Below are 17799 nucleotides of genomic sequence, written 5' to 3' on the forward strand. Positions count from 1 at the left end.
CGGGCGTGCCGTCGAGCGGGACCACCCGTCCGTGAGCCCACGAGTCATCCGAAGGGAGGCGGCGGCATGAGCATGCCGACGCAGGGGTCGGGGCTATCAAGCCTGACCGCCCGGAGCCGGGCACGGCGGGCCACACCCCTACCACCAGGCACCGCAACACACCCCACCCGACAGGCAGGGGGATGCACAGCGCCGGAAGAGACCCGCAAGACGCAACCGACCGGCCGGCCCCTGACATCGGGACCGGCCGGTCGGGTCATGCGGTTGTCACGCGGTCGTCACCAGAGCTGGGCGACGATGTCCGCCGCCTGCTCCTCCCACTGCGCGTACGCGAACGGGAAGGCCGAGACCTGCACCGTCTGTGCGGCGGAGGTCAGCGGCAGGTCCTGCCAACCGCCGACGTTCTTGAGCGCCTCGAAGAACGCCCGCGAGGCGTACTCGGGGTCGGTGATCTGGTCGGGCGAACCCCAACCCGACGACGGGCGCTGCTGGAACAGGCCCTGCGAGTCGTGGTCGTTGTACGCGCCCAGGTGGCCGAGGTTGTAGAGCTTCGACTCCTGGAGCGACGTCGCGATGCCGATGACCGCGCCCCGCTCACCCACGCCGGTCTCCTTGGCCTCCTCGATGATGGCCTTGGCGTTGGCGAGCTGCGCGTCGTCGAGCGGGATGCGCGACTGGGCACCCTGCACGCCGTGCGGGATCAGCTCGTCCCGGGCGGGCTTGTCGGCGACCGGCTTGGCCGTCTGGCCGCCGGTGGTCAGGGCCGACTCCTCGCTGGGGGCCGGCTTGCCCTGGCCGGTGGCCTGCTCGATCGCGGCCACGGCGCCCTCGTGCGGCGTGCTGGTGACAGGGGCGGCCACGGCCGTCGGCCCGAAGGCCAGGCCGCCGAGGGCGGCGACACCCACGACGCTCAGCGCGATCTTGCGGTTCGAGTCCTTCGAGTCCTTCGCGATGGCCGGGAGCCACCGAGTGAAGTCGTACTTCACGATGGTTGCCCTTTCGGTCAGGCGAAGCGCTCCGTGCTGAGCGCTCCTCGGGGGGAAACTTCCGCGCCGGAGGAGGTTTCGGTTCCGGCGGTACGGGGGACACAACCAGCCTGGCCTGTCGGGCATTCCGGATATGAGCCGGCGGTGGCCTGCTGCGGTCCCCGTCACCCGGCACGCGGGACGGGCGATCACATTCCCCGGAAGTCGGTGCCGGGAAGGATGAACCGGACGATCGACCCAGGCCGGCCGAGTCCGGGCCGGGACGGCCGGGACTCGGCCACCGCGAGGCCGGACCGGTGAGGGTTCGCCCGGTGCCGGACCGGACCGGCTCAGGCGGCGTGGGGCGCGCCGAACCGGACGAGGACGTGCCAGAGCTGCTTGAGGTGCTGGAGGGTGACCTCGGCCGGCCCCCGGTCGGCCCAGCGGGACGGTTCGGTGACCACGGAGACCGCCGCGCGCCCGATCAGGGCGGCGTCGACCTGCTCGCCCGGCCGGGCGAACTCGGCATGCACCCGGGCGGCCAGCGAGGGGATGGCCGGCCCCCGGAAGTCGGGGTCGATCCGGTCGACGGGAAGCGCGAAGCCGGCGTGCCAGTGCAGGGCGACGCCGTGCCGACGGGCCAGCGCGTCGAGGGTCTCGCCGGCCTCGGTGCCCCGGAAGGACGGGTCCACGACCACCGCCTCCACGTCCCGGGCCAGGCTCAACTCCCCGTGGATCTGGGCCTCGATGTAGTCGTCGAGGGCGCGACCCGCGGCGCCGGGGGCCCACGCGGCCTCCTCGCGGCGGCGCAGCAGCGCCCGGACCAGGGCCACCACGTCCCCCGGCACGCCCAGGCTGACCCCGGTGCCGTCGGTAGCCGCGAGCAGGGCCGCCAGCACCGGCTCGAAGACGTCGACGGTGCCCAGGTCGCGGGGGCCCAGGTGACTGTCGCCGAAGCAGAACGTCGCCCGGGCCAGCACCTCGGGGCGCAGCCGCAGGTGGCAGGAGCCGAACCGGGGGCTGGCACCGTCCGGGTGGTCGAGCAGGTTCAGGCCGCCGTACTTCGGCCGGTCCGTCGGGGGCACGCCGGGCACCTGGTAGGCGCCGCCGAAGAGCGTCTCCTCCCAGCGGTCCCGGTCGCCCCCGGGGAAGGCGGTCAGCCCGCCGTTGGAGATGCCGGTCTCGAACTGGCTGCGGTATATGCCCTCGGTAGCGAGCGCCGACGCGACCGTACGCCCGTCGGCGCGCAGCCGGTCCGGGTGGAAGTTGAGGGTGAGGCGGCCGTGCCGGCCGACCGCGGCGATCAGCCGCTCCGGCCGGTGGGTCACGCCCGAGCCCGCGAGCGCGCGGGCGATGGCGGCCAGGGCGGCGGGGCGGTCACGCAACGCCGCCGCGCGGACGTGCCCGATCGCCGCGCGCTGGGCGGGGGTGAGTGCCGCGTCGACGGCGGCCGGACCGGCGGTGGGGTGCACGGCTGCGAATACTTCCCGCGCGCGGGCCGGGACGCACCCGGTTTTCGGTGCCGGCCGGAGCAGCGGTTACTCCTCGCGCGCCCGGTCGGTGCCGAAGCCGTCGAGGGTCGCCCGCTCGTCCGCGCCGAGCAGTTCCTGGAAGAGCGTGATCTGCAGGCCGGCCGGGGCGTCGAGGCGCGCGTTGAGCGACTGCCACGGGGTCACGGTCGGCGGGGCGATCTCGGTGGCGCCGGCGGAGACCAGGCGGCGGGTGGCGGACCGGCTGTCGTCCACCTCGAACGCCACCCTGATCTTCGGGGCGACCTGCCGCCCGACCTCGACCTCGTCGATCATCCGCTTCTGCGCCGGGTTGGCGATCTCCAGCGTCGCCCGGCCGGCGTCGAGGATCACCACCCGCGCGTCGCCCTCCCCCGTGAAGGCGGCCTGCTCGGACAGGCCCAGCGCGTCACGGAAGAAGACGACCGCCGCCTCGTAGTCCTCGGCCTCCACGACCAGACGAAGCTGGCGTACGGCAGGTGGGTGGCCGGCGTCCTCCGTCGTCATGCCGGCAGAGCCTAGTCGGTCACGGTGCGCCGGGCACCTACGGTTCACCCGCTGGGCCGGTACCGAAACCGGGGATTACAGTGGGAGCGCCGACCGGAAGGCAGGGAATTGACTGTTGGTGCGGTGGTCGACCAGGCCGCCCTGGGGGACCACGTCTGCGGGGCCGACGACGACGAGACCTACGCGCTCGCCGCCGTCGGCCGTTTCGTCGCCCCTGGTCTCCGCCACCGTCGGGCCGCCGCCGACTCCCTGGACACGTCGGGCTCGTCCCCCGTGGGACGGGCGGCATGACCGGGCCGGGCGGCACAGCGGGCACCTTCGTGCACGAGGGCCTCTTCTACCGCGACCCGGACGAACTGTTGGCGGGCACGGTGCCGTTCATCACCAGCGGGTTGGCCGCCGCAGAACCGGTGCTGGTCGCGATGCCCGGTGCCAACCTGTGGCTGGTCCGCGCCGCGGTCGGCGCGATGGACGGCGTGCGCTGGGCGGACATGAGCGTGGCCGGCCGGAACCCGGGGCGGATCATCCCGTGGGTCTTGCAGGCGTTCATCGACGAGCACGCCGGCCGGCGGGTACGGATCATCGGCGAGCCGATCTGGGCCGGACGCAGCGACACCGAGTATCCGGCCTGCGCCCAGCACGAGGCGCTGATAAACATGGCGTTCGCCGGCCGCGACGCCACCATCCTCTGCCCGTACGACGTGGCGGGCCTCGACGACGACGTGCTGACCGACGCGTGCGCCACGCACCCGGTGCTCGTCGACGACGCGGGGCGGCGGTCGAGCGGGGCGTACGCCCCGTCGGAGGTGGTCGCCCGCTACAACACCCCGCTGCCGGCACCGGCGGAACCGGTCGCGGCACTGGCCTACCAGGTCGACAGCCTGCCCGCCGTGCGCGCGTTCGTCGCCGGCCACGGCCAGGCCGCCGGGCTGGACGAGGACCGGGTGGCCGACCTGCAGATCGCGGTGACCGAGCTGGCCACGAACAGCATCGCGCACGCCGGGGGCGCGGGCGTGCTGCGGGTCTGGCGGACCGCTGAGCACCTGGTCTGCGAGATCCACGACGACGGCTGGCTGACCGACCCGCTGGCCGGCCGGTTGACTCCGGCGAAGGACGGCGTCGGCGGGCGGGGCCTGGTGATCGTGCAGGCGCTCTGCGACCTGGTCCGGGTGTACAGCACCGCCGTCGGCACGACGGTCCGCCTGCACATCCGCCGCCCGCTCTGACCGACGCCGACGCTCCTCCCCCGGCCGCCCGGGGAGGAGCGTCGCCCGGACCGGGCCGGCGGTCCGACCGTGGCCGGCCCGCCGGCCCGCGCGGTCAGTGCCCTCGGGCCAGCCACTCGTCCAGGTGCGGGGCCTCCGCGCCGACGGTGGTGCTGTCGCCGTGCCCGGTGTGCACCACCGTCTCCGGCGGCAGGGTGAGCAGCCGGTCCCGGATCGAGGCGACAATCGTGCCGAAGTCGCTGTACGAGCGCCCCGTGGCGCCGGGCCCGCCGGCGAAGAGCGTGTCGCCGGTGAACACCACGCCGAGCGCCGGGGCGTGGAAGCTGCACGCGCCGGGGCTGTGGCCGGGAGTGTGCAGGACGGTCAGCGCGACCCCGGCCACCTCGACGGTCTGCCCGTCGCGCAGCTCCCCGCCCGGCACCTCGTCCGGGTGCACCATGTCCCACAGCACCCGGTCGGCGGGGTGCAGCAGCACCGGCGCGCCGGTGGCCCGGGCCAGCGCCGGGGCCACCCGGACGTGGTCGTCGTGGGCGTGGGTGGCGAGGACGGCGCGTACCCGCCGGTCGCCGACGGCGGCCAGGATCGCGTCGACGTCGTGCGGGGCGTCGACGACGACGCACTCGGTGTCGTCGCCGACGATCCAGACGTTGTTGTCCACGTCGAAGGTCTGGCCGTCGAGGGAGAAGGTGCCGGAGGTGACGGCGTGGTCGACGCGGGCCGCCATCAGAGGACCACCACCGAACGGAGCACGTCGCCGCGGTGCATCCGGGCGAACGCCTCCTCGACCCCGTCCAGCGCGATCTCCTCGGTGACGAACGCGTCCAGGTCGAGGCGGCCCTGCAGGTAGAGCTCGGTGAGCATCGGGAAGTCCCGGCTGGGCAGGCAGTCGCCGTACCAGCTCGACTTCAGCGAGCCGCCGCGGCCGAACACGTCCAGCAGCGGCACGTCGACGGTCATCTCCGGCGTCGGCACGCCCACCAGCACGACCGTACCGGCCAGGTCGCGGGCGTAGAAGGCCTGCTTCCAGGTCTCCGGGCGGCCCACCGCGTCGATCACCACGTCGGCGCCGAAGCCGCCGGTCGCGGCGCGGATCGCCTCGACCGCGTCGTCCTCGCGGGCGTTCACGGTGTGCGTGGCGCCGAACTTGCGGGCCCAGTCGAGCTTGCGGGGGTCGGTGTCCACCGCGATGATCGTCGTCGCGCCGGCCAGCGCCGCGCCGGCGACCGCCGCGTCCCCGACGCCGCCGCAGCCGATCACGGCCACCGAGTCGCCCCGGGTGACCCCGCCGGTGTTCATGGCGGCGCCGAGACCGGCCATCACGCCGCAGCCGAGCAGCCCGACGGCGGCGGGCCGGGCGGCCGGGTCCACCTTCGTGCACTGGCCGGCGTGGACCAGCGTCTTCTCGGCGAAGGCGCCGATGCCGAGCGCCGGGGCGAGTTCGGTGCCGTCGGTGAGGGTCATCTTCTGGGACGCGTTGTGGGTGGCGAAGCAGTACCAGGGGCGGCCCCGGCGGCAGGCGCGGCACACGCCGCAGACGGCCCGCCAGTTGAGCACCACGAAGTCGCCGGGCGCGACGCTGTCGACGCCGGCCCCGACCTCCTCGACGATGCCGGCGGCCTCGTGCCCGAGCAGGAACGGGTAGTCGTCGTTGATGCCGCCCTCGCGGTAGTGCAGGTCGGTGTGGCAGACCCCGCAGGACAGGATCCGCACGACCGCCTCGCCGGGCCCCGGGTCCGGCACCACGATCGTCGTCACCTCGACCGGCGCGCCCTTGCTGCGGGAGATGACTCCCCTGACCTGTTGGCTCACGATTTCCTCCTGCTCCACGCCGGCGCGCCGCCGCCGTCATCCAGGGTGCGCTGCGGCGGCACCGTGGGGTGACGTCCCCTCGGCGACGTTACCGCTGATCATCCGTCGTCCCAACGCCAGGTCGGGCGGTTATCACCTCGTGGCCGGGGTAGGCGGGGGCACGGTTCGACGGTGGGACGGGAGTGCGCCATGAAGGTCAGTCATCTGCCGCTGCGGGTCAGCACCGGAGCGTTCATCCTCAACTCCGGCCTCGGCAAGCGGAGCCTGGAAGGGGAGGCGGCGCAGGGCATGCACGGGATGGCCGTCGGCGCGATCCCGCAGCTCGGGCAGCTCGATCCGAACCGATTCGCCCGGCTGCTCTCCCGGGCCGAGGTCGCCCTGGGCGCGGCGCTGCTCGCGCCGTTCGTCCCGTCGGCGCTCGCGGGGCTGGGGCTGGCCGCGTTCGGCGCGGGTCTGGTGCAGCTCTACCTCAAGACGCCGGGGATGCGCGAGCCCGGCAGCCTGAAGCCCACCCAGCAGGGCATCGGCCTGGCCAAGGACGTCTGGCTGCTCGGGGCCGGCCTGACCCTGGTGCTCGACGACCTGACCCTCCGCCGCCGGCTCCGCCGACGGTGAGGCGGGCCGGGGCCCGGCGCCGGGCCCGGCCGCGCCGGGCTCAGGGCGTGGCCGGGGTACGCGCCCGCGCGGCGGCCTCCCGACGGGCGGCGTTGCGGTAGCGCAGGACCTGCACCGCGCCGAGCGCCCAGAGGGCGTACTGCACGGCGAAGGCCCAGCGGAAGGCGGCCAGGTCCGGGGCGGCCCGGCCGGCCGGCGTGGCCAGGTCGAGCACCACGCCGACGGCCAGCACCAGCACGATGGAGGCGAGGAAGCCCCCGACGTTGACCACGCCGCTGGCGCTGCCGATCCGGTTGACCGGGTTGGCGGTACGCGCGTAGTCGAAGCCGATCATGGAGCCCGGGCCGTTGACCGCCAGGACCAGCACCAGCGTGACCAGCAGCCAGCCCGGCGCGCGTCCCGGCCAGGCCAGCACGACGGCCCAGACCGCGGCGGTGGCGCCGGTGATCACGAAGACCAGCACCGACCGGTGGAACGGATGCCGGGCGCACAGGTGCGCGATCACCGGCCCGGTCAGGAACATGGCAACGGTCATCAGGGTGAGCAGCGACGCGGCGGCCGTCGGGCTGAGCCCCTGCCCCTGCACCAGGAACGGGTATCCCCAGAGCAGGGCGAACACGGAGCCGGAGAACTGCGTGACGAAGTGCGTCCAGAGACCCAGCCGGGTGCCCGGCTCGGCCCAGGCGGCCCGCAGTTTCCGGCGCACGGCGGCGAGGTCGGGTGCCGGGCCGGGGGTGGTCTCCCCGTGCGGGGTGTCCCGGACGGCAACCACGATCATCAGGAGCACCGTCGCGCCCACCGCCGCGACGGCGAGGAAGGCGGGAGTCCAGCCGGCCCGGTGCAGCAGCGCCACCAGCGGTACGGCGCCGAGGATCGCCCCGAGCTGCCCGAGCGTCCCGGTGAGCTGGGTCATCATCGGGTTGCGTCGCCCCGGGAACCAGAACGCCACGATCCGCAGCACGCTGATGAAGGTCATCGCGTCGCCGAGCCCGACCAGGACGCGGGCAGCCACGGCGAGGCGCACGTCGGTGGCGAGGGCGAAGCAGGCCTGGCCGGCGACCATCAGTGCGCCGCCGGCGATGAGCAGCCGCCGGGAACCGAACCGGTCGAGCAGCACGCCGACCGGCACCTGCATCAGCGCGTACACGGCGAGCTGGGCGACGGAGAAGGTGGCCAGCACCGAGGAGTTGATCTCGAAGCGGTGTGCCGCGTCGACCCCGGTGACGCCCAGCGAGCTGCGGTGGAACACCGCGGCCACGTACGCGCTCACCGCCACGCCCCAGACCAGCGCGGCGGCACGGCGCGGCGCGACCGGCGCGGACGCCGGGGTGGTCAGGACGGTCACGGCAGCGTCCGCAGCACGTCCGCGGCCTTGTCGATGTGCGCGGCGACGGCGGCGAGCCAGGGCCCGGGGTCGTCGGAGTCGAGCGCGGCGAGCTGGGCGGCGTGCTCGGCCAGCGCCGTCTCGGCCCAGCCGGGCGAGAGCCGGAAGCTGGCCTCCCCCATCCGCAGCTGCCGGTCGCGCAGCCGCTGGTACAGCTCGGCGAGGATCTCGTTGCCGGCCGCGTCGACCACGATGGCGTGGAAGGCACGGTCGGCCTCCATCAGCGCGGTCACGTCGCCGGCGGCGTGCGCGGCGCGCATCTCGGCCAGCCGGGCGGCGAGCCCCTCCCGCAGCGCCGCCCGGCGGGGCCAGATCCGCTCGGCGGCGTGCAGCTCGACCAGTCGCCGCGCCTCGATCACGTCGGTGATCTCCCGGGCCGAGACCGGACGGATCAGCGCGCCCCGCTTGGGGTAGAGCTTGACCAGCCCCTCGGCCTCCAGGCGCAGCAGCGCCTCCCGGACCGGCGTGCGGGACACGCCGGCGGCCTCGGCGATCTCCCCCTCGCTGACCAGCGAACCGCCCGGGTGGATCTGCTCCAGGATCGCCCGCTTGAGGTGGCGGTAGGCGCGTTCGGCGGCCGACGGCGCGGCGACCCGGCGGGACGGGGAGGGATGCGTCATGTATCTATGATGCGCCCCTGGCGTCGACGCGACCGATCGCCCCGTCCTCCGGGTGGCACACGCCACGGTCGGCGCGGGCCACGGCCAGGACGGCGACCGTCGACGCGGGGAAACGGCCAGGCCGGGCGGTCGGCGCGCCTCCCCGTCGGGCGGGTCGTCAGCGCGGGTGGAGGGTCAGCAGCCCGTCGGGGTCCACGTCGAACCCGGAGGCGAACGGCGGGCCGAAGCCGCCCAGCAGGTCCGCGAGCCAGCGGGAGCCCCCGGGCGCGGCCCGCTCCAGCCGCATCCGGCGCATCCGCACCGGGGCCACCCGCAGCCGACGCAGCGCCCCGGTCGCCGCGTCGAGAGTGGGCAGCCAGAGCAGCCGCAGCTCCGGCCGGTACGCCTCCTGCCCGCCGATCCCCTCGTAGTCGTCGACCATGTCGCCGCAGCCGTAGAGGACCAGCCGGTCGCGGTACACCTCGACCGGGCGCGGGTGGTGCGACGAGTGGCCGTGCACCACGTCCACCCCCGCGTCGACCAGCCGGTGGGCGAAGTCGACGTGCTCGGGCGGCACGTCGTACCCCCAGTTGGAGCCCCAGTGCACGGAGACCAGCACCCGGTCCCCCGGCCCCGCCACGGCGACGATCCGGCCGGCCAGCGCGTCGGCCGACGCGGCGGAGACCTCCGGCAGGTACGCCACCCCGGGCGCGTCGGCGGTGGCCGCCCAGGGCGGGGGCACGCCGCTGGACGGGGCGGCCACCGACCAGACCAGCAGGCGGCGGCCCGCCGCGAGTGGCATCCGGGCGGGCGCCCAGGCCGACGCCTCGTCCCGGCCGGCGCCGGCGGTGGCGATGCCGGCGCCGGCCAGCGCGTCGAGGGTGTCGGTGAGGCCGACCTCGCCGAAGTCGAGGGTGTGGTTGTTGGCCAGCGCGCAGACGTCCAGCCGGGCCGCGGTCAGGCAGGGCAGGTTCGCCGGGTGCATCCGGTAGTGGATCGCCTTGGCCGGGGCGTGCGAGCCCCGGCCCGTCACCGCCGTCTCCAGGTTGACCACCCGCACGTCCGGCCGCAGCGCGTCCAGCAGGTCGAGCGCCTCGCCCCACGGCCAGGCCGGCGGCGCCGGGCGCGGGACCGGGCCGGCGGCCGCCTCGGCCAGGGCCACGTAGTCGCGGGCGTCCCGGACGGCGGGTTCGCGCAGTTCGGGCGGACCCGGTGCGGGCAGGATCGCGTCCACGCCCCGGCCGGTCATCACGTCGCCGCCGAGAAAGAGGGTCACGTCGGACATCCCACCCGCTTTCCCCGCCGGGCCCACCGCTCACCTACACCCGGCCCGTGGTCGGCGGCGACCCGTCTCCTACCCGTGCCCGGACAGCCGGTATCGCGGGAATCAGGAGCGCCGGTCGGAGGGGATGACTTTCCACGCGGTCAGGGCGGCCAGGAGGAGCAGGGCCGCGGCGACGAGCGAGGTGATCTGCATGCCGTGGGTGAAGGCGTCGCGGGCGGCGGCCAGGATCAGCGTGCCCTGCTCGCCGGTTCCGGCCAGCGCCGGAGTTCCTGCGGCCAGCGACTCGGTGACGGCCTCGCGGGTGGCGTCTCCGAGCGCGGACAGGTCGGGCAGGCCGGCGCGGTACAGCACGGTGTGCACGGTGCCGAGCAGGGCGATGCCCAGTGCTACGCCCAGCTCGTAGGACATCTCCGAGATCGCCGAGGCTGCGCCGGCGCGCACCGACCCCGAGGAACTGCGACGCACACGGCAACTGCTCCTGGCCCTCAGCCGCCAGGAAGGACCCCTCGCAGACCTGTGAAGCCGGACCACCGCCGCACCGGTTCTTGCCGGCGCCGCGGGTGGGGCGGGGGCCACGGCCCGGGGTGGGCGTCGGCCGGGACGAACCGACCCGGACGGACCGCCGGCGTGCCTATGGTGGGGGCGGGTCCGCGAGCGGCGCGAGGAGAGGCCGGTGGCCACGACGCGAGGGCTGCGGCCGTGGTACCGCCCGACGTGGCGCGCCGCCCCGACGAGGAGCATCGGGCGACGACGCCGCTGGAGCTGTTCTTCGACCTCTGCTTCGTGGTGGCGGTGACGGTGGTGGACCGGCGGCGGGCGATCCGGACGGGCCGGGGCGAGCCGGCGCCGGGGCCACCCTGACGCCCCGCCCGGGACGGACGGGGCGTGTCCGGCCCCCCGTGCCGGGCCGGACGTCAGCCTGCCTCCGCGACCACCGGTCGATCCACGGCGGGCGGCGCGCCGTGGCCGGACGGAGCAGCGTCGTCGGGCGGGGCGGCGCCGGCGGACGCCGGGGCGGCGTCCGCTCCCGCCGTGGACCAGAAGTCTACGAGCAGGCGGTGGAACTCCTCGGCGCACTCGATCTGCGGCATGTGCCCGCAGTTGCGGAACAGGTGGGTGCGGGCTCTGGGCAGCCGCGCCCGGGCGGCGTCGAGGTGCGACGCCGGGAGGATCAGGTCCCGGTCGCCCCAGACGACGAAGGTGGGGATGTCCAGCCGCTCCACCTCCGACAGCAGCTCCTCCCGCCACTGCGCGCTCACGCCCCGGAACGTGCCGAGATGGTGGGCGGTCTCCAGCATCACCCGGGCCGCGTACGGCAGCCGGGCGACCTCCAGGGCGTACGCGACGCGTTCGGCGGTGGCGAAGGCCGGGTCGTGGAACAGGGACAGCTCGGCGCGGCGGGCGGCCCACCGGCTGGGCCGCAGCAGCAGCCGGCCCAGCGGGCGCAGCGCGAGCAGGCGCAGCGCGATGGTCACCTCCCGGCCGAAGCCGGCGCTGTTGACCAGCGCCAGGCTGGCCACCCGGGCCGGCTCGGACGCCGCGAGTCGCATGGCGATCGCACCGCCCAGGGAGTTGCCGACCACGTGCGCGGGCCGGTCGACGCCGACGGCGTCGAGGTAGCGGCCGACGAACCCGGCGAGCGCCGGCAGGGTGCAGGGCTGGGCCATCGGCAGCGAGCCGCCGTAGCCGGGCAGGTCGACGCTGTGCACCCGGAACCGGTCGGCGAGCAGCTCGTGCAGCTCGGTGAAGTCGCGCAGGGTGCGGCCGATGCCGTGCAGCAGCACCACCGGGGGCCCGTCGCCGTCGACGCGGTGGCACACCCGCCGGCCGTCGACGGTGACGTGCCGGGGCCGGCGCGCGGCCGGGGCGGTCATGCCGGCTCCCCGGCCGGGTCGGCCGCGGGGGCCACCTCGGGTCGCCGTTGCGGCGGGGCGGACGGCGTGGCCGTGCCGCGGCGTGCGGGACCGCCCGCCAGCCGGTCGAGCCCGAACGCCAGGACCCGGTGGTACGACGCCGGCGCCACCCGGGCCAGCAGGTCGGGCAGCTTCGCCGACCAGCCGATCAGCACCCGGCCCCGGCGGCGTTCCACCCCGCGCAGGATCACCTCGGCGGCCTTGGCGGGGTCGATGGTGAGCAGCCGCTCGAACTGCCGGCGGCCCGTCTCGAACTCCTCGGCGGAGACGCCGCTGCCCACCCGGGCGTTCTGCGCGATCCGGGTGCGGATGCCGCCCGGGTGCACGGAGGTCACCCCGATCCCGTCGTCGGCCAGCTCGTGGCGCAGCGCCTCGGTGAAGCCGCGGACGGCGAACTTGCTGGCCGAGTAGGCGGCCTGCCCGGCCGGGGCGATGACCCCGAAGATGCTGGAGACGTTGACCAGGTGCGCGCCGGACTCCGCCCGCAGCGTGGGCAGCAGGGCGTGGGTCAGCTGCACCACAGCCCGGAAGTTGACGTCGACGACCCAGCTGAACTCGTCGAGTGTCACCTGGTCGAACCGGCCGCCCAGCGCCACCCCGGCGTTGTTGACCAGCAGCCGGATCGCCGGATGCCGCTGCCGGACCTCCTCAACCACCCGCGCCGTCGCGGCGGCGTCCGCCAGGTCGACCAGGTAGGTGGTGAGCTGCCGGTCGGGGTGCGCGGCGCGGACGGCCGCGACCACGGCGTCGAGCCGCCCGGCGTCGCGGTCGAGCAGCACCAGGTCGCTGCCCCGGCGGGCCAGCCCGTGGGCGAGGGCCTCGCCGATCCCGCTGGCGGCGCCCGTGACGGCTGCCGTGCCGCCCGTGAAGACGAACCTACGCACGGACGGTCCTCCTTTCCGGTGTGCCGGCGGGGGCAAACCGCACGCCGGAGTCGGTGAGTCGGCCGTGCCGCATCAGCAGCACGTCCCGGGGGTAGTTCTGGTACAGCCGCCACGGCGCCCGGTCGCCCTGCTTCGGCAGGGCGTCGACGCTGCGCAGCACGTACCCGGCCGTCAGGTCGATTATCGGCCGCAACTCGCCGTCGGGGGGCGGCAGCGGGGTGACGACCTGGTGGCCGGTGCGGTCCAGGTGCCGCAGCAGCCGGCAGACGTAGGTGGCCACCAGGTCGGCCTTGAGCGTCCACGAGGCGTTGGTGTAGCCGATGGTCATCGCGAAGTTCGGCACCCCGGAGAGCATCATGCCCTTGTAGGCGACGGTGCCCGCCAGGTCGACCTCGGCGCCGTCCACGGCCAGGGTCATGCCGCCGAGGGCGAGCAGGTTGAGCCCGGTGGCGGTGACCACGACGTCGGCCGCCAGCTCCTCGCCGGAGGAGAGCCGGACGCCCCGCTCGGTGAAGGTGTCGACGGTGTCGGTGACCACCGAAGCCCGGCCCCTCCTCACCGCGGTGAACAGGTCGCCGTCGGGTACCACGCACAGCCGCTGGTCCCAGGGGTCGTAGCGGGGCGAGAAGTGCCGGTCGACGTCGTAGCCGGCCGGCAGCCGGCTCCGGGCGGCGCGCAGCAGCAGCTTCTTCACCAGGACAGGGGCGCGCCGGCTGAGCTGGAAGTTGGCGGTGGCGAGCAGGACGTTCTTCCAGCGCACCACCGGATACGCGGCCTTCGCCGGCAGCCAGCGCCGCAGCGCGTCGGCGACGACGTCGCGCGAGGGCAGCGCCACGACGTACGTGGGTGAGCGCTGGAGCATGGTCACGTGGGCGGCGCGCTCGGCCATCGCGGGCACCAGGGTCACCGCCGTGGCGCCGCTGCCGATCACCACCACCCGCTTGCCGGCGTGGTCGAGGTCCTCGGGCCAGTGCTGCGGGTGCACGATCCGCCCCGCGTACCGCTCCGTGCCGGGAAACTGCGGGGCGTAGCCGGCGTCGTAGCGGTAGTAGCCCGAGCAGGTGAACAGGAACGAGCAGGTCAGCTCGACCGTCTCGGCGGTGTCGTCGCGGTGGGCGTGCACCGTCCAGCGGGCCCGCCCGCTGTCCCACTCGGCGCGCACGACACGGTGCCGGAAGCGGATGTGGTCGGTGACGCCGTACTCCTGGGCGGTCCGGCGGACATAGTCGCGGATGGCATCGCCGTCGGCGATCGCCTTCGGGTCCGTCCACGGCTTGAACGAATAGCCGAGGGTGAACATGTCGGAGTCGGAGCGGACGCCGGGGTAGCGGAACAGGTCCCAGGTGCCGCCGATCGCGTCGCGGGCCTCCAGCACTGCGTACGTCTTCTCCGGACAGTGGCGGCGCAGGTGGCAGGCGGCGCCGACGCCGGACAGGCCGGCGCCGACGACGAGCACGTCGACGTGGTCGGTGGCCATCTCGCCTCCCCCGTCCGCGGATGACACCGGACACTATCCACGGCCGTCGACGCCAGTCAACACCCTGTCGAGTCCCGTCGACACCGCGTCGATCCGGTGTAGAGTCGGCGGCCATGACGCCCGCCCGTACGGCCGCCGGGAGCGCCACCACGCGCGGACGCCGCGCGGCGCGGTCGGCCGGCGACGAACGCGAGTCGGCCATCCTGGCCACCGCCGAGCGGCTGCTGCGGCAGCGGGCCGTCGCCGACGTCTCCGTCGACGACCTGGCGCGGGGCGCGGGCATCTCCCGGCCCACCTTCTACTTCTACTTCCCCTCCAAGGACGCAGTGCTGCTGACGCTGCTGGACCGGGTCACCGAGGAGGCCGACGCCGCGGCCGGCGACGTGCTCGAGCGGCTGGCCGAGGATCCGCGGGCGCGCTGGCGGGAGCTGATCGACCGGTTCCACGAGACGTTCGGCGCCCACCGGGCGGTGGTGCTGGCCTGCGCCCAGGTACGCGGCACCAACGCCGAGGTGCGCCGGCTGTGGGCAGGCGTGCTGGAACGCTGGGTGCAGGCGATCGAGACCGCGATCGAGGCCGAGCGCCGCCGCGGCGCGGCCCCCGACGGCGTGCCGGCCCGCGACCTGGCCATCGCGCTCAACTCGATGAACGAGCGCGTCTGGTACGCCACGTTCGCCGGCGACGGGCCGGCCGTGGCCGAGCGGAACGTGGTCGACGTGCTGCTCGACGTCTGGCTGGCCGCGATCTACCGCGGCACCGCTCCCCCGCCGCCCTGACCCCGCCGGGCGGCTTCCGCCCAGGTGGTCGAAGCGCGACGTCCGATCGCCGCCAGCACCGGCCGGCCGGGAACGTGCAGAGTCGGGGGCGGGAGGCGCGGCGCCCGTCACGCCCTCGATGAAAGGCGGAAGTGTGCACGTGATTCCCGGTCTGAAGGTGCTCTACTTCGGAACTCCGGTGGTCCTGGTCAGCTCGCGCAACCCGGACGGCACGGCGAATCTCGCGCCGATGTCGTCGGCGTGGTGGCTGGGGCAGCACGCCATGCTCGGGCTCGGCGACAGCGGCCGGACCACCGCCAACCTGCTGCGCGAACGCGAGTGCGTGCTCAACCTGCCGTCCTCGGCGATGGTCGACGCGGTCGACCGGATCGCGCTCACCACGGGCCGGCCGGACGTGCCGGCGTACAAGCTGCGCCAGGGCTACCGGTACGAGCCGGACAAGTTCGCCCTGGCCGGGCTGACCGCGCAGCCCTCGGAGCTGGTCCGGGCACCCCGGGTCGCGGAGTGCCCGGTCCAGCTGGAGTGCCGGGTGATCGCGGCCCACCCCTTCGCCGGGGCCGACGTGCGAGCCACCGCCTTCCAGGTCGAGGTGCTGCGCGCGTACGTCGAGGAGGAGCTGGTCATCCCCGGGACGAGCCACGTGGACCCGCTGCGCTGGGACCCGCTGATCATGAAGTTCTGCGAGTTCTTCGGCGGCGGGCAGAACGTGCACCCGTCCCGGCTCGCCGAGGGCTGGGAGATGCCCCACCGGCTCGGCGTCGCCGCCGGTTGAGCCCGCCCGGGCCCGGTCAGCCGCCCGGCCTCCGGGTGAAGTCCATCGTCCAGTTGGTCTCCCAGGTGCGCCCGCCGTCGGTGGAGAACGCCTGCTCCCAGCGGCAGGAGGTCGCGGTGACGCCCGACCAGACGAACCGGCACCGGATCGGCCGGCCCTCGTCGACGTCGTCGGCGAAGAACGTGCCGACTCCGTCGGTGAACCGGCCCACCACCGGCGGCAGCTCCAGCACCCCGCGCCGACTGTTCATCCAGTAGATCGACCAGGTGCCGGCCGCCGGGTCGAAGATGCGCACGGTGGCGCCGGAGAAGCCCCGCGTGGGGAAGGTGATCTCGTCGAAGCTGCCGGCGCCGCCGAAGAAGCCGCGGGCCACGGAGACGCCGGGGAACTCGTCCCAGTCGTCACTGCCGACGTGCCGCTCGTACAGGCGCCGGTTGGCGACGTCCCAGGTGCCGACGAGGAAGTCGAACTCGCCCATCAGCGGCCCACCGGCCCCTCGGCGCGGGTGTCGGCGAGCCAGCCGGCGAGGTCCGGGCGCTCCGGCGCCAGCACGTGCCGGGCCCAGGCGGCCCGCTCGTGCTCCAGCACGCCCAGCTCCCAGACGCAGCCCGCCCACGGGCGGGCCAGGTCGACGAAGCGGGTGGGGTCGTCGTCCGGGCAGTCCAGGGCTGGCTGGCCGGCCGCCGCGATGCGCACCTCGACCACGTTGTCCCAGACCCAGCTGTACGCCAGCAGGTACGCCCCCGTGTCGGCGCCCCGGTGCAGCACCACCCAGCCCGCCGACGGGGTGTCGTTGCCGTCGCGGGCCGGCAGCAGGCGGGGCAGCACCGCATACGCGGCCCGTTCCACCTCCGGCTCGATCCGCCGTTCCGGCTGGTCGACGTGGTAGCGCTTGAGTTGACGGCCGGCGACCGTGAGAGGTCCCGGCACCCGCAGTTCCTTGTCGCGAAATGCCATGCCGGGACGGTACGGACACTTCACTGACAGCTAGTGTCAGCGGAGTGCGGGCCAGTCGACTCCTCTCCCTGCTGATGCTGCTCCAGGCCCACGGGCGGATGACCGCGGCGCAGCTCGCCGAGCGGCTGGAGGTGTCCACCCGCACCGTCTACCGGGACGTCGAGTCGCTGCACGCGGCTGGCATCCCGCTCTACGGCGAGGCGGGCCACGCCGGCGGTTACCAGCTCGTCGAGGGCTGGCGTACGCGGCTGACCGGGCTGACCGCGCAGGAGGCGGAGCGCCTCTTCCTCGCCGGCCTGCCCGGGCCCGCCGCGGAGCTGGGTTACGGGGCGGCGGTGGCCGCGCTCCAGCTCAAGCTGCACGCCGCGCTCCCGCCCGAGCTGGCCGACCGGGCCGCGCGGATCCAGGAACGGTTCCACCTGGACACCCCCAACTGGTACGCCGACGGCGACGCCTCGCCGCACCTGCCGGAGGTGGCCGAGGCGGTCTGGCGGCAGCGGCGGATCGCGGTGCGCTACCGCAGCTGGGCCGGGGAGGTCGACCGGGTGCTGGAGCCCTACGGGCTGGTCCTCAAGGGCGGCCGGTGGTACGCGGTCGCCGCCCGACGCGGCCGGGACGAGCCGGCCACCTACCGCGTCAACCAGGTCCTGTCGCTGACCACGCTGGACGAGAAGTTCGCCCGGCCGGCCGGGTTCGACCTGCCCGCCTGGTGGCGGGCGCACGTGGTGCGGTTCCGGGCCCACCTGCACCGCGACGACGCCACGGTCCGGCTCTCCGCACGGGGCCGGGAGCGGCTCCGGGAGATCGCCAGCGAGCTGGTGGTGGCGTCCGTCGACGCCACCGCCGGGCCACCCGACGAGGCCGGCTGGGTGACGGCCGTCATCCCGATCGAGTCGCTCACCCACGCGCACGGCGACCTGCTGCGGCTCGGCGCGGAGGTGGAGGTGCTGGCCCCGGCCGCGCTGCGCGAGCGGCTCGCCGCCACCGCCGCCGACCTCGCCGCCCTCTACGCCCCGCGCCCCGTTCCCGAGGTGTCGTCGCCGCTCTCCTGACCTTCCGACCGCGTCCGGCGACCCGACAACGGCGCGGCATGGAGCCCGACAGGCCCCCGCCGCGACGGCA

Annotated in this window: 20 protein-coding genes and 1 pseudogene; 7 read left to right on the forward strand and 14 right to left on the reverse strand. The window is 74.9% G+C overall.

Annotated elements, in window-relative coordinates:
- Positions 1-278: 278 nt before the first annotated feature.
- The 3 genes from AB0G14_RS30175 to AB0G14_RS30185 all read right to left on the reverse strand — a co-directional run bounded on the left by AB0G14_RS30175 (position 279) and on the right by AB0G14_RS30185 (position 2980).
- Positions 279-986, reverse strand: a complete 708-nt coding sequence (locus AB0G14_RS30175) for a hypothetical protein (protein WP_357703214.1) — start codon at positions 984-986, stop codon at positions 279-281.
- Between the two features lie 329 nt (positions 987-1315).
- On the reverse strand, positions 1316-2437 hold the full coding sequence (locus AB0G14_RS30180; protein WP_357703216.1) for a DUF3626 domain-containing protein: 1122 nt from the start codon (positions 2435-2437) through the stop codon (positions 1316-1318).
- A gap of 66 nt (positions 2438-2503) precedes the next feature.
- The gene (locus tag AB0G14_RS30185; RefSeq protein WP_357703218.1) at positions 2504-2980 is read right to left on the reverse strand and encodes a VOC family protein; all 477 of its coding nucleotides are present in this window, start codon (positions 2978-2980) and stop codon (positions 2504-2506) included.
- A 108-nt stretch (positions 2981-3088) separates the two neighbouring features.
- Here AB0G14_RS30185 and AB0G14_RS30190 point away from each other — a divergent pair, with 108 nt between their 5' ends.
- The gene (locus AB0G14_RS30190; RefSeq protein ID WP_357703220.1) at positions 3089-3271 is read left to right on the forward strand and encodes a hypothetical protein; all 183 of its coding nucleotides are present in this window, start codon (positions 3089-3091) and stop codon (positions 3269-3271) included.
- The gene (locus tag AB0G14_RS30195; protein WP_357703222.1) at positions 3268-4206 is read left to right on the forward strand and encodes a sensor histidine kinase; all 939 of its coding nucleotides are present in this window, start codon (positions 3268-3270) and stop codon (positions 4204-4206) included. The genes AB0G14_RS30190 and AB0G14_RS30195 overlap by 4 nt, the downstream gene beginning before the upstream one ends.
- Positions 4207-4300: 94 nt before the next feature.
- Here the strand turns inward: AB0G14_RS30195 and AB0G14_RS30200 are convergent, their stop codons facing one another.
- Together AB0G14_RS30200 and AB0G14_RS30205 are read right to left on the reverse strand one after the other, a co-directional pair.
- The gene (locus AB0G14_RS30200) at positions 4301-4930 is read right to left on the reverse strand and encodes an MBL fold metallo-hydrolase (RefSeq protein ID WP_357703224.1); all 630 of its coding nucleotides are present in this window, start codon (positions 4928-4930) and stop codon (positions 4301-4303) included.
- Positions 4930-6015: an S-(hydroxymethyl)mycothiol dehydrogenase gene (locus tag AB0G14_RS30205; RefSeq protein ID WP_357703226.1), complete on the reverse strand. Its 1086-nt coding sequence runs from the start codon at positions 6013-6015 to the stop codon at positions 4930-4932. The genes AB0G14_RS30200 and AB0G14_RS30205 overlap by 1 nt, the downstream gene beginning before the upstream one ends.
- Positions 6016-6204: 189 nt before the next feature.
- On the opposite strand from AB0G14_RS30205, the gene AB0G14_RS30210 reads away from it, so the two are divergent.
- The gene (locus AB0G14_RS30210; RefSeq protein ID WP_350708337.1) at positions 6205-6630 is read left to right on the forward strand and encodes a hypothetical protein; all 426 of its coding nucleotides are present in this window, start codon (positions 6205-6207) and stop codon (positions 6628-6630) included.
- A gap of 40 nt (positions 6631-6670) precedes the next feature.
- Here the strand turns inward: AB0G14_RS30210 and AB0G14_RS30215 are convergent, their stop codons facing one another.
- The 4 genes from AB0G14_RS30215 to AB0G14_RS30230 all read right to left on the reverse strand — a co-directional run bounded on the left by AB0G14_RS30215 (position 6671) and on the right by AB0G14_RS30230 (position 10363).
- Positions 6671-7975, reverse strand: a complete 1305-nt coding sequence (locus AB0G14_RS30215) for an MFS transporter (protein ID WP_357703229.1) — start codon at positions 7973-7975, stop codon at positions 6671-6673.
- The gene (locus AB0G14_RS30220; protein WP_357703231.1) at positions 7972-8634 is read right to left on the reverse strand and encodes a GntR family transcriptional regulator; all 663 of its coding nucleotides are present in this window, start codon (positions 8632-8634) and stop codon (positions 7972-7974) included. The genes AB0G14_RS30215 and AB0G14_RS30220 overlap by 4 nt, the downstream gene beginning before the upstream one ends.
- A gap of 157 nt (positions 8635-8791) precedes the next feature.
- Positions 8792-9889: a CapA family protein gene (locus AB0G14_RS30225; RefSeq protein ID WP_357703233.1), complete on the reverse strand. Its 1098-nt coding sequence runs from the start codon at positions 9887-9889 to the stop codon at positions 8792-8794.
- A 111-nt stretch (positions 9890-10000) separates the two neighbouring features.
- On the reverse strand, positions 10001-10363 hold the full coding sequence (locus tag AB0G14_RS30230) for a hypothetical protein (RefSeq protein ID WP_357703235.1): 363 nt from the start codon (positions 10361-10363) through the stop codon (positions 10001-10003).
- 234 nt (positions 10364-10597) lie between these two features.
- On the opposite strand from AB0G14_RS30230, the gene AB0G14_RS30235 reads away from it, so the two are divergent.
- Positions 10598-10759 carry a hypothetical protein gene (locus tag AB0G14_RS30235; RefSeq protein WP_357703237.1) on the forward strand — a complete coding sequence of 54 codons (162 nt, stop codon included), beginning with the start codon at positions 10598-10600 and terminating at the stop codon, positions 10757-10759.
- Positions 10760-10812: 53 nt separating this feature from the next.
- Here the strand turns inward: AB0G14_RS30235 and AB0G14_RS30240 are convergent, their stop codons facing one another.
- The 3 genes from AB0G14_RS30240 to AB0G14_RS30250 are packed head-to-tail and all read right to left on the reverse strand — an operon-like array spanning position 10813 to position 14172.
- A complete protein-coding gene (locus AB0G14_RS30240; protein WP_357703239.1) occupies positions 10813-11772 on the reverse strand; it encodes an alpha/beta fold hydrolase in 960 nt (319 codons plus the stop codon).
- Entirely contained in the window at positions 11769-12695 is a 927-nt protein-coding gene (locus AB0G14_RS30245; protein ID WP_357703241.1) for an SDR family NAD(P)-dependent oxidoreductase, read from the reverse strand. Before AB0G14_RS30245 ends, AB0G14_RS30240 begins: the two co-directional genes overlap by 4 nt.
- On the reverse strand, positions 12688-14172 hold the full coding sequence (locus AB0G14_RS30250) for an NAD(P)/FAD-dependent oxidoreductase (protein ID WP_357703243.1): 1485 nt from the start codon (positions 14170-14172) through the stop codon (positions 12688-12690). The genes AB0G14_RS30245 and AB0G14_RS30250 overlap by 8 nt, the downstream gene beginning before the upstream one ends.
- A gap of 113 nt (positions 14173-14285) precedes the next feature.
- On the opposite strand from AB0G14_RS30250, the pseudogene AB0G14_RS30255 reads away from it, so the two are divergent.
- Together AB0G14_RS30255 and AB0G14_RS30260 are read left to right on the forward strand one after the other, a co-directional pair.
- Positions 14286-14959, forward strand: a pseudogene (locus AB0G14_RS30255) (TetR/AcrR family transcriptional regulator); the annotation flags it as partial.
- A gap of 107 nt (positions 14960-15066) precedes the next feature.
- Positions 15067-15720: a flavin reductase family protein gene (locus tag AB0G14_RS30260; RefSeq protein ID WP_357703245.1), complete on the forward strand. Its 654-nt coding sequence runs from the start codon at positions 15067-15069 to the stop codon at positions 15718-15720.
- A 16-nt stretch (positions 15721-15736) separates the two neighbouring features.
- Here the strand turns inward: AB0G14_RS30260 and AB0G14_RS30265 are convergent, their stop codons facing one another.
- Complete coding sequence (locus AB0G14_RS30265; protein ID WP_357703247.1) at positions 15737-16198, reverse strand: hypothetical protein; 462 nt, start codon at positions 16196-16198, stop codon at positions 15737-15739.
- Positions 16198-16677, reverse strand: a complete 480-nt coding sequence (locus AB0G14_RS30270; RefSeq protein WP_357703249.1) for a hypothetical protein — start codon at positions 16675-16677, stop codon at positions 16198-16200. Before AB0G14_RS30270 ends, AB0G14_RS30265 begins: the two co-directional genes overlap by 1 nt.
- Positions 16678-16721: 44 nt before the next feature.
- Between AB0G14_RS30270 and AB0G14_RS30275 the strand changes: the two genes are divergently transcribed.
- Complete coding sequence (locus AB0G14_RS30275) at positions 16722-17729, forward strand: WYL domain-containing protein (protein ID WP_357703251.1); 1008 nt, start codon at positions 16722-16724, stop codon at positions 17727-17729.
- The last annotated feature ends 70 nt before the right edge of the window (positions 17730-17799 follow it).

Source organism: Micromonospora sp. NPDC023814, from assembly GCF_040639595.1.
GTDB lineage: Bacteria > Actinomycetota > Actinomycetes > Mycobacteriales > Micromonosporaceae > Micromonospora.

Coding starts and splice junctions, on each gene's coding strand:
- AB0G14_RS30240 (WP_357703239.1), bottom strand. CDS start 11,772: ATGACCGCCCCGGCCGCGCGCCGGCCCCGGCACGTCACCGTCGACGGC.
- AB0G14_RS30200 (WP_357703224.1), bottom strand. CDS start 4,930: ATGGCGGCCCGCGTCGACCACGCCGTCACCTCCGGCACCTTCTCCCTC.
- AB0G14_RS30265 (WP_357703247.1), bottom strand. CDS start 16,198: ATGGGCGAGTTCGACTTCCTCGTCGGCACCTGGGACGTCGCCAACCGG.
- AB0G14_RS30185 (WP_357703218.1), bottom strand. CDS start 2,980: ATGACGACGGAGGACGCCGGCCACCCACCTGCCGTACGCCAGCTTCGT.
- AB0G14_RS30260 (WP_357703245.1), top strand. CDS start 15,067: ATGAAAGGCGGAAGTGTGCACGTGATTCCCGGTCTGAAGGTGCTCTAC.
- AB0G14_RS30220 (WP_357703231.1), bottom strand. CDS start 8,634: ATGACGCATCCCTCCCCGTCCCGCCGGGTCGCCGCGCCGTCGGCCGCC.
- AB0G14_RS30195 (WP_357703222.1), top strand. CDS start 3,268: ATGACCGGGCCGGGCGGCACAGCGGGCACCTTCGTGCACGAGGGCCTC.
- AB0G14_RS30210 (WP_350708337.1), top strand. CDS start 6,205: ATGAAGGTCAGTCATCTGCCGCTGCGGGTCAGCACCGGAGCGTTCATC.
- AB0G14_RS30250 (WP_357703243.1), bottom strand. CDS start 14,172: ATGGCCACCGACCACGTCGACGTGCTCGTCGTCGGCGCCGGCCTGTCC.
- AB0G14_RS30270 (WP_357703249.1), bottom strand. CDS start 16,677: ATGGCATTTCGCGACAAGGAACTGCGGGTGCCGGGACCTCTCACGGTC.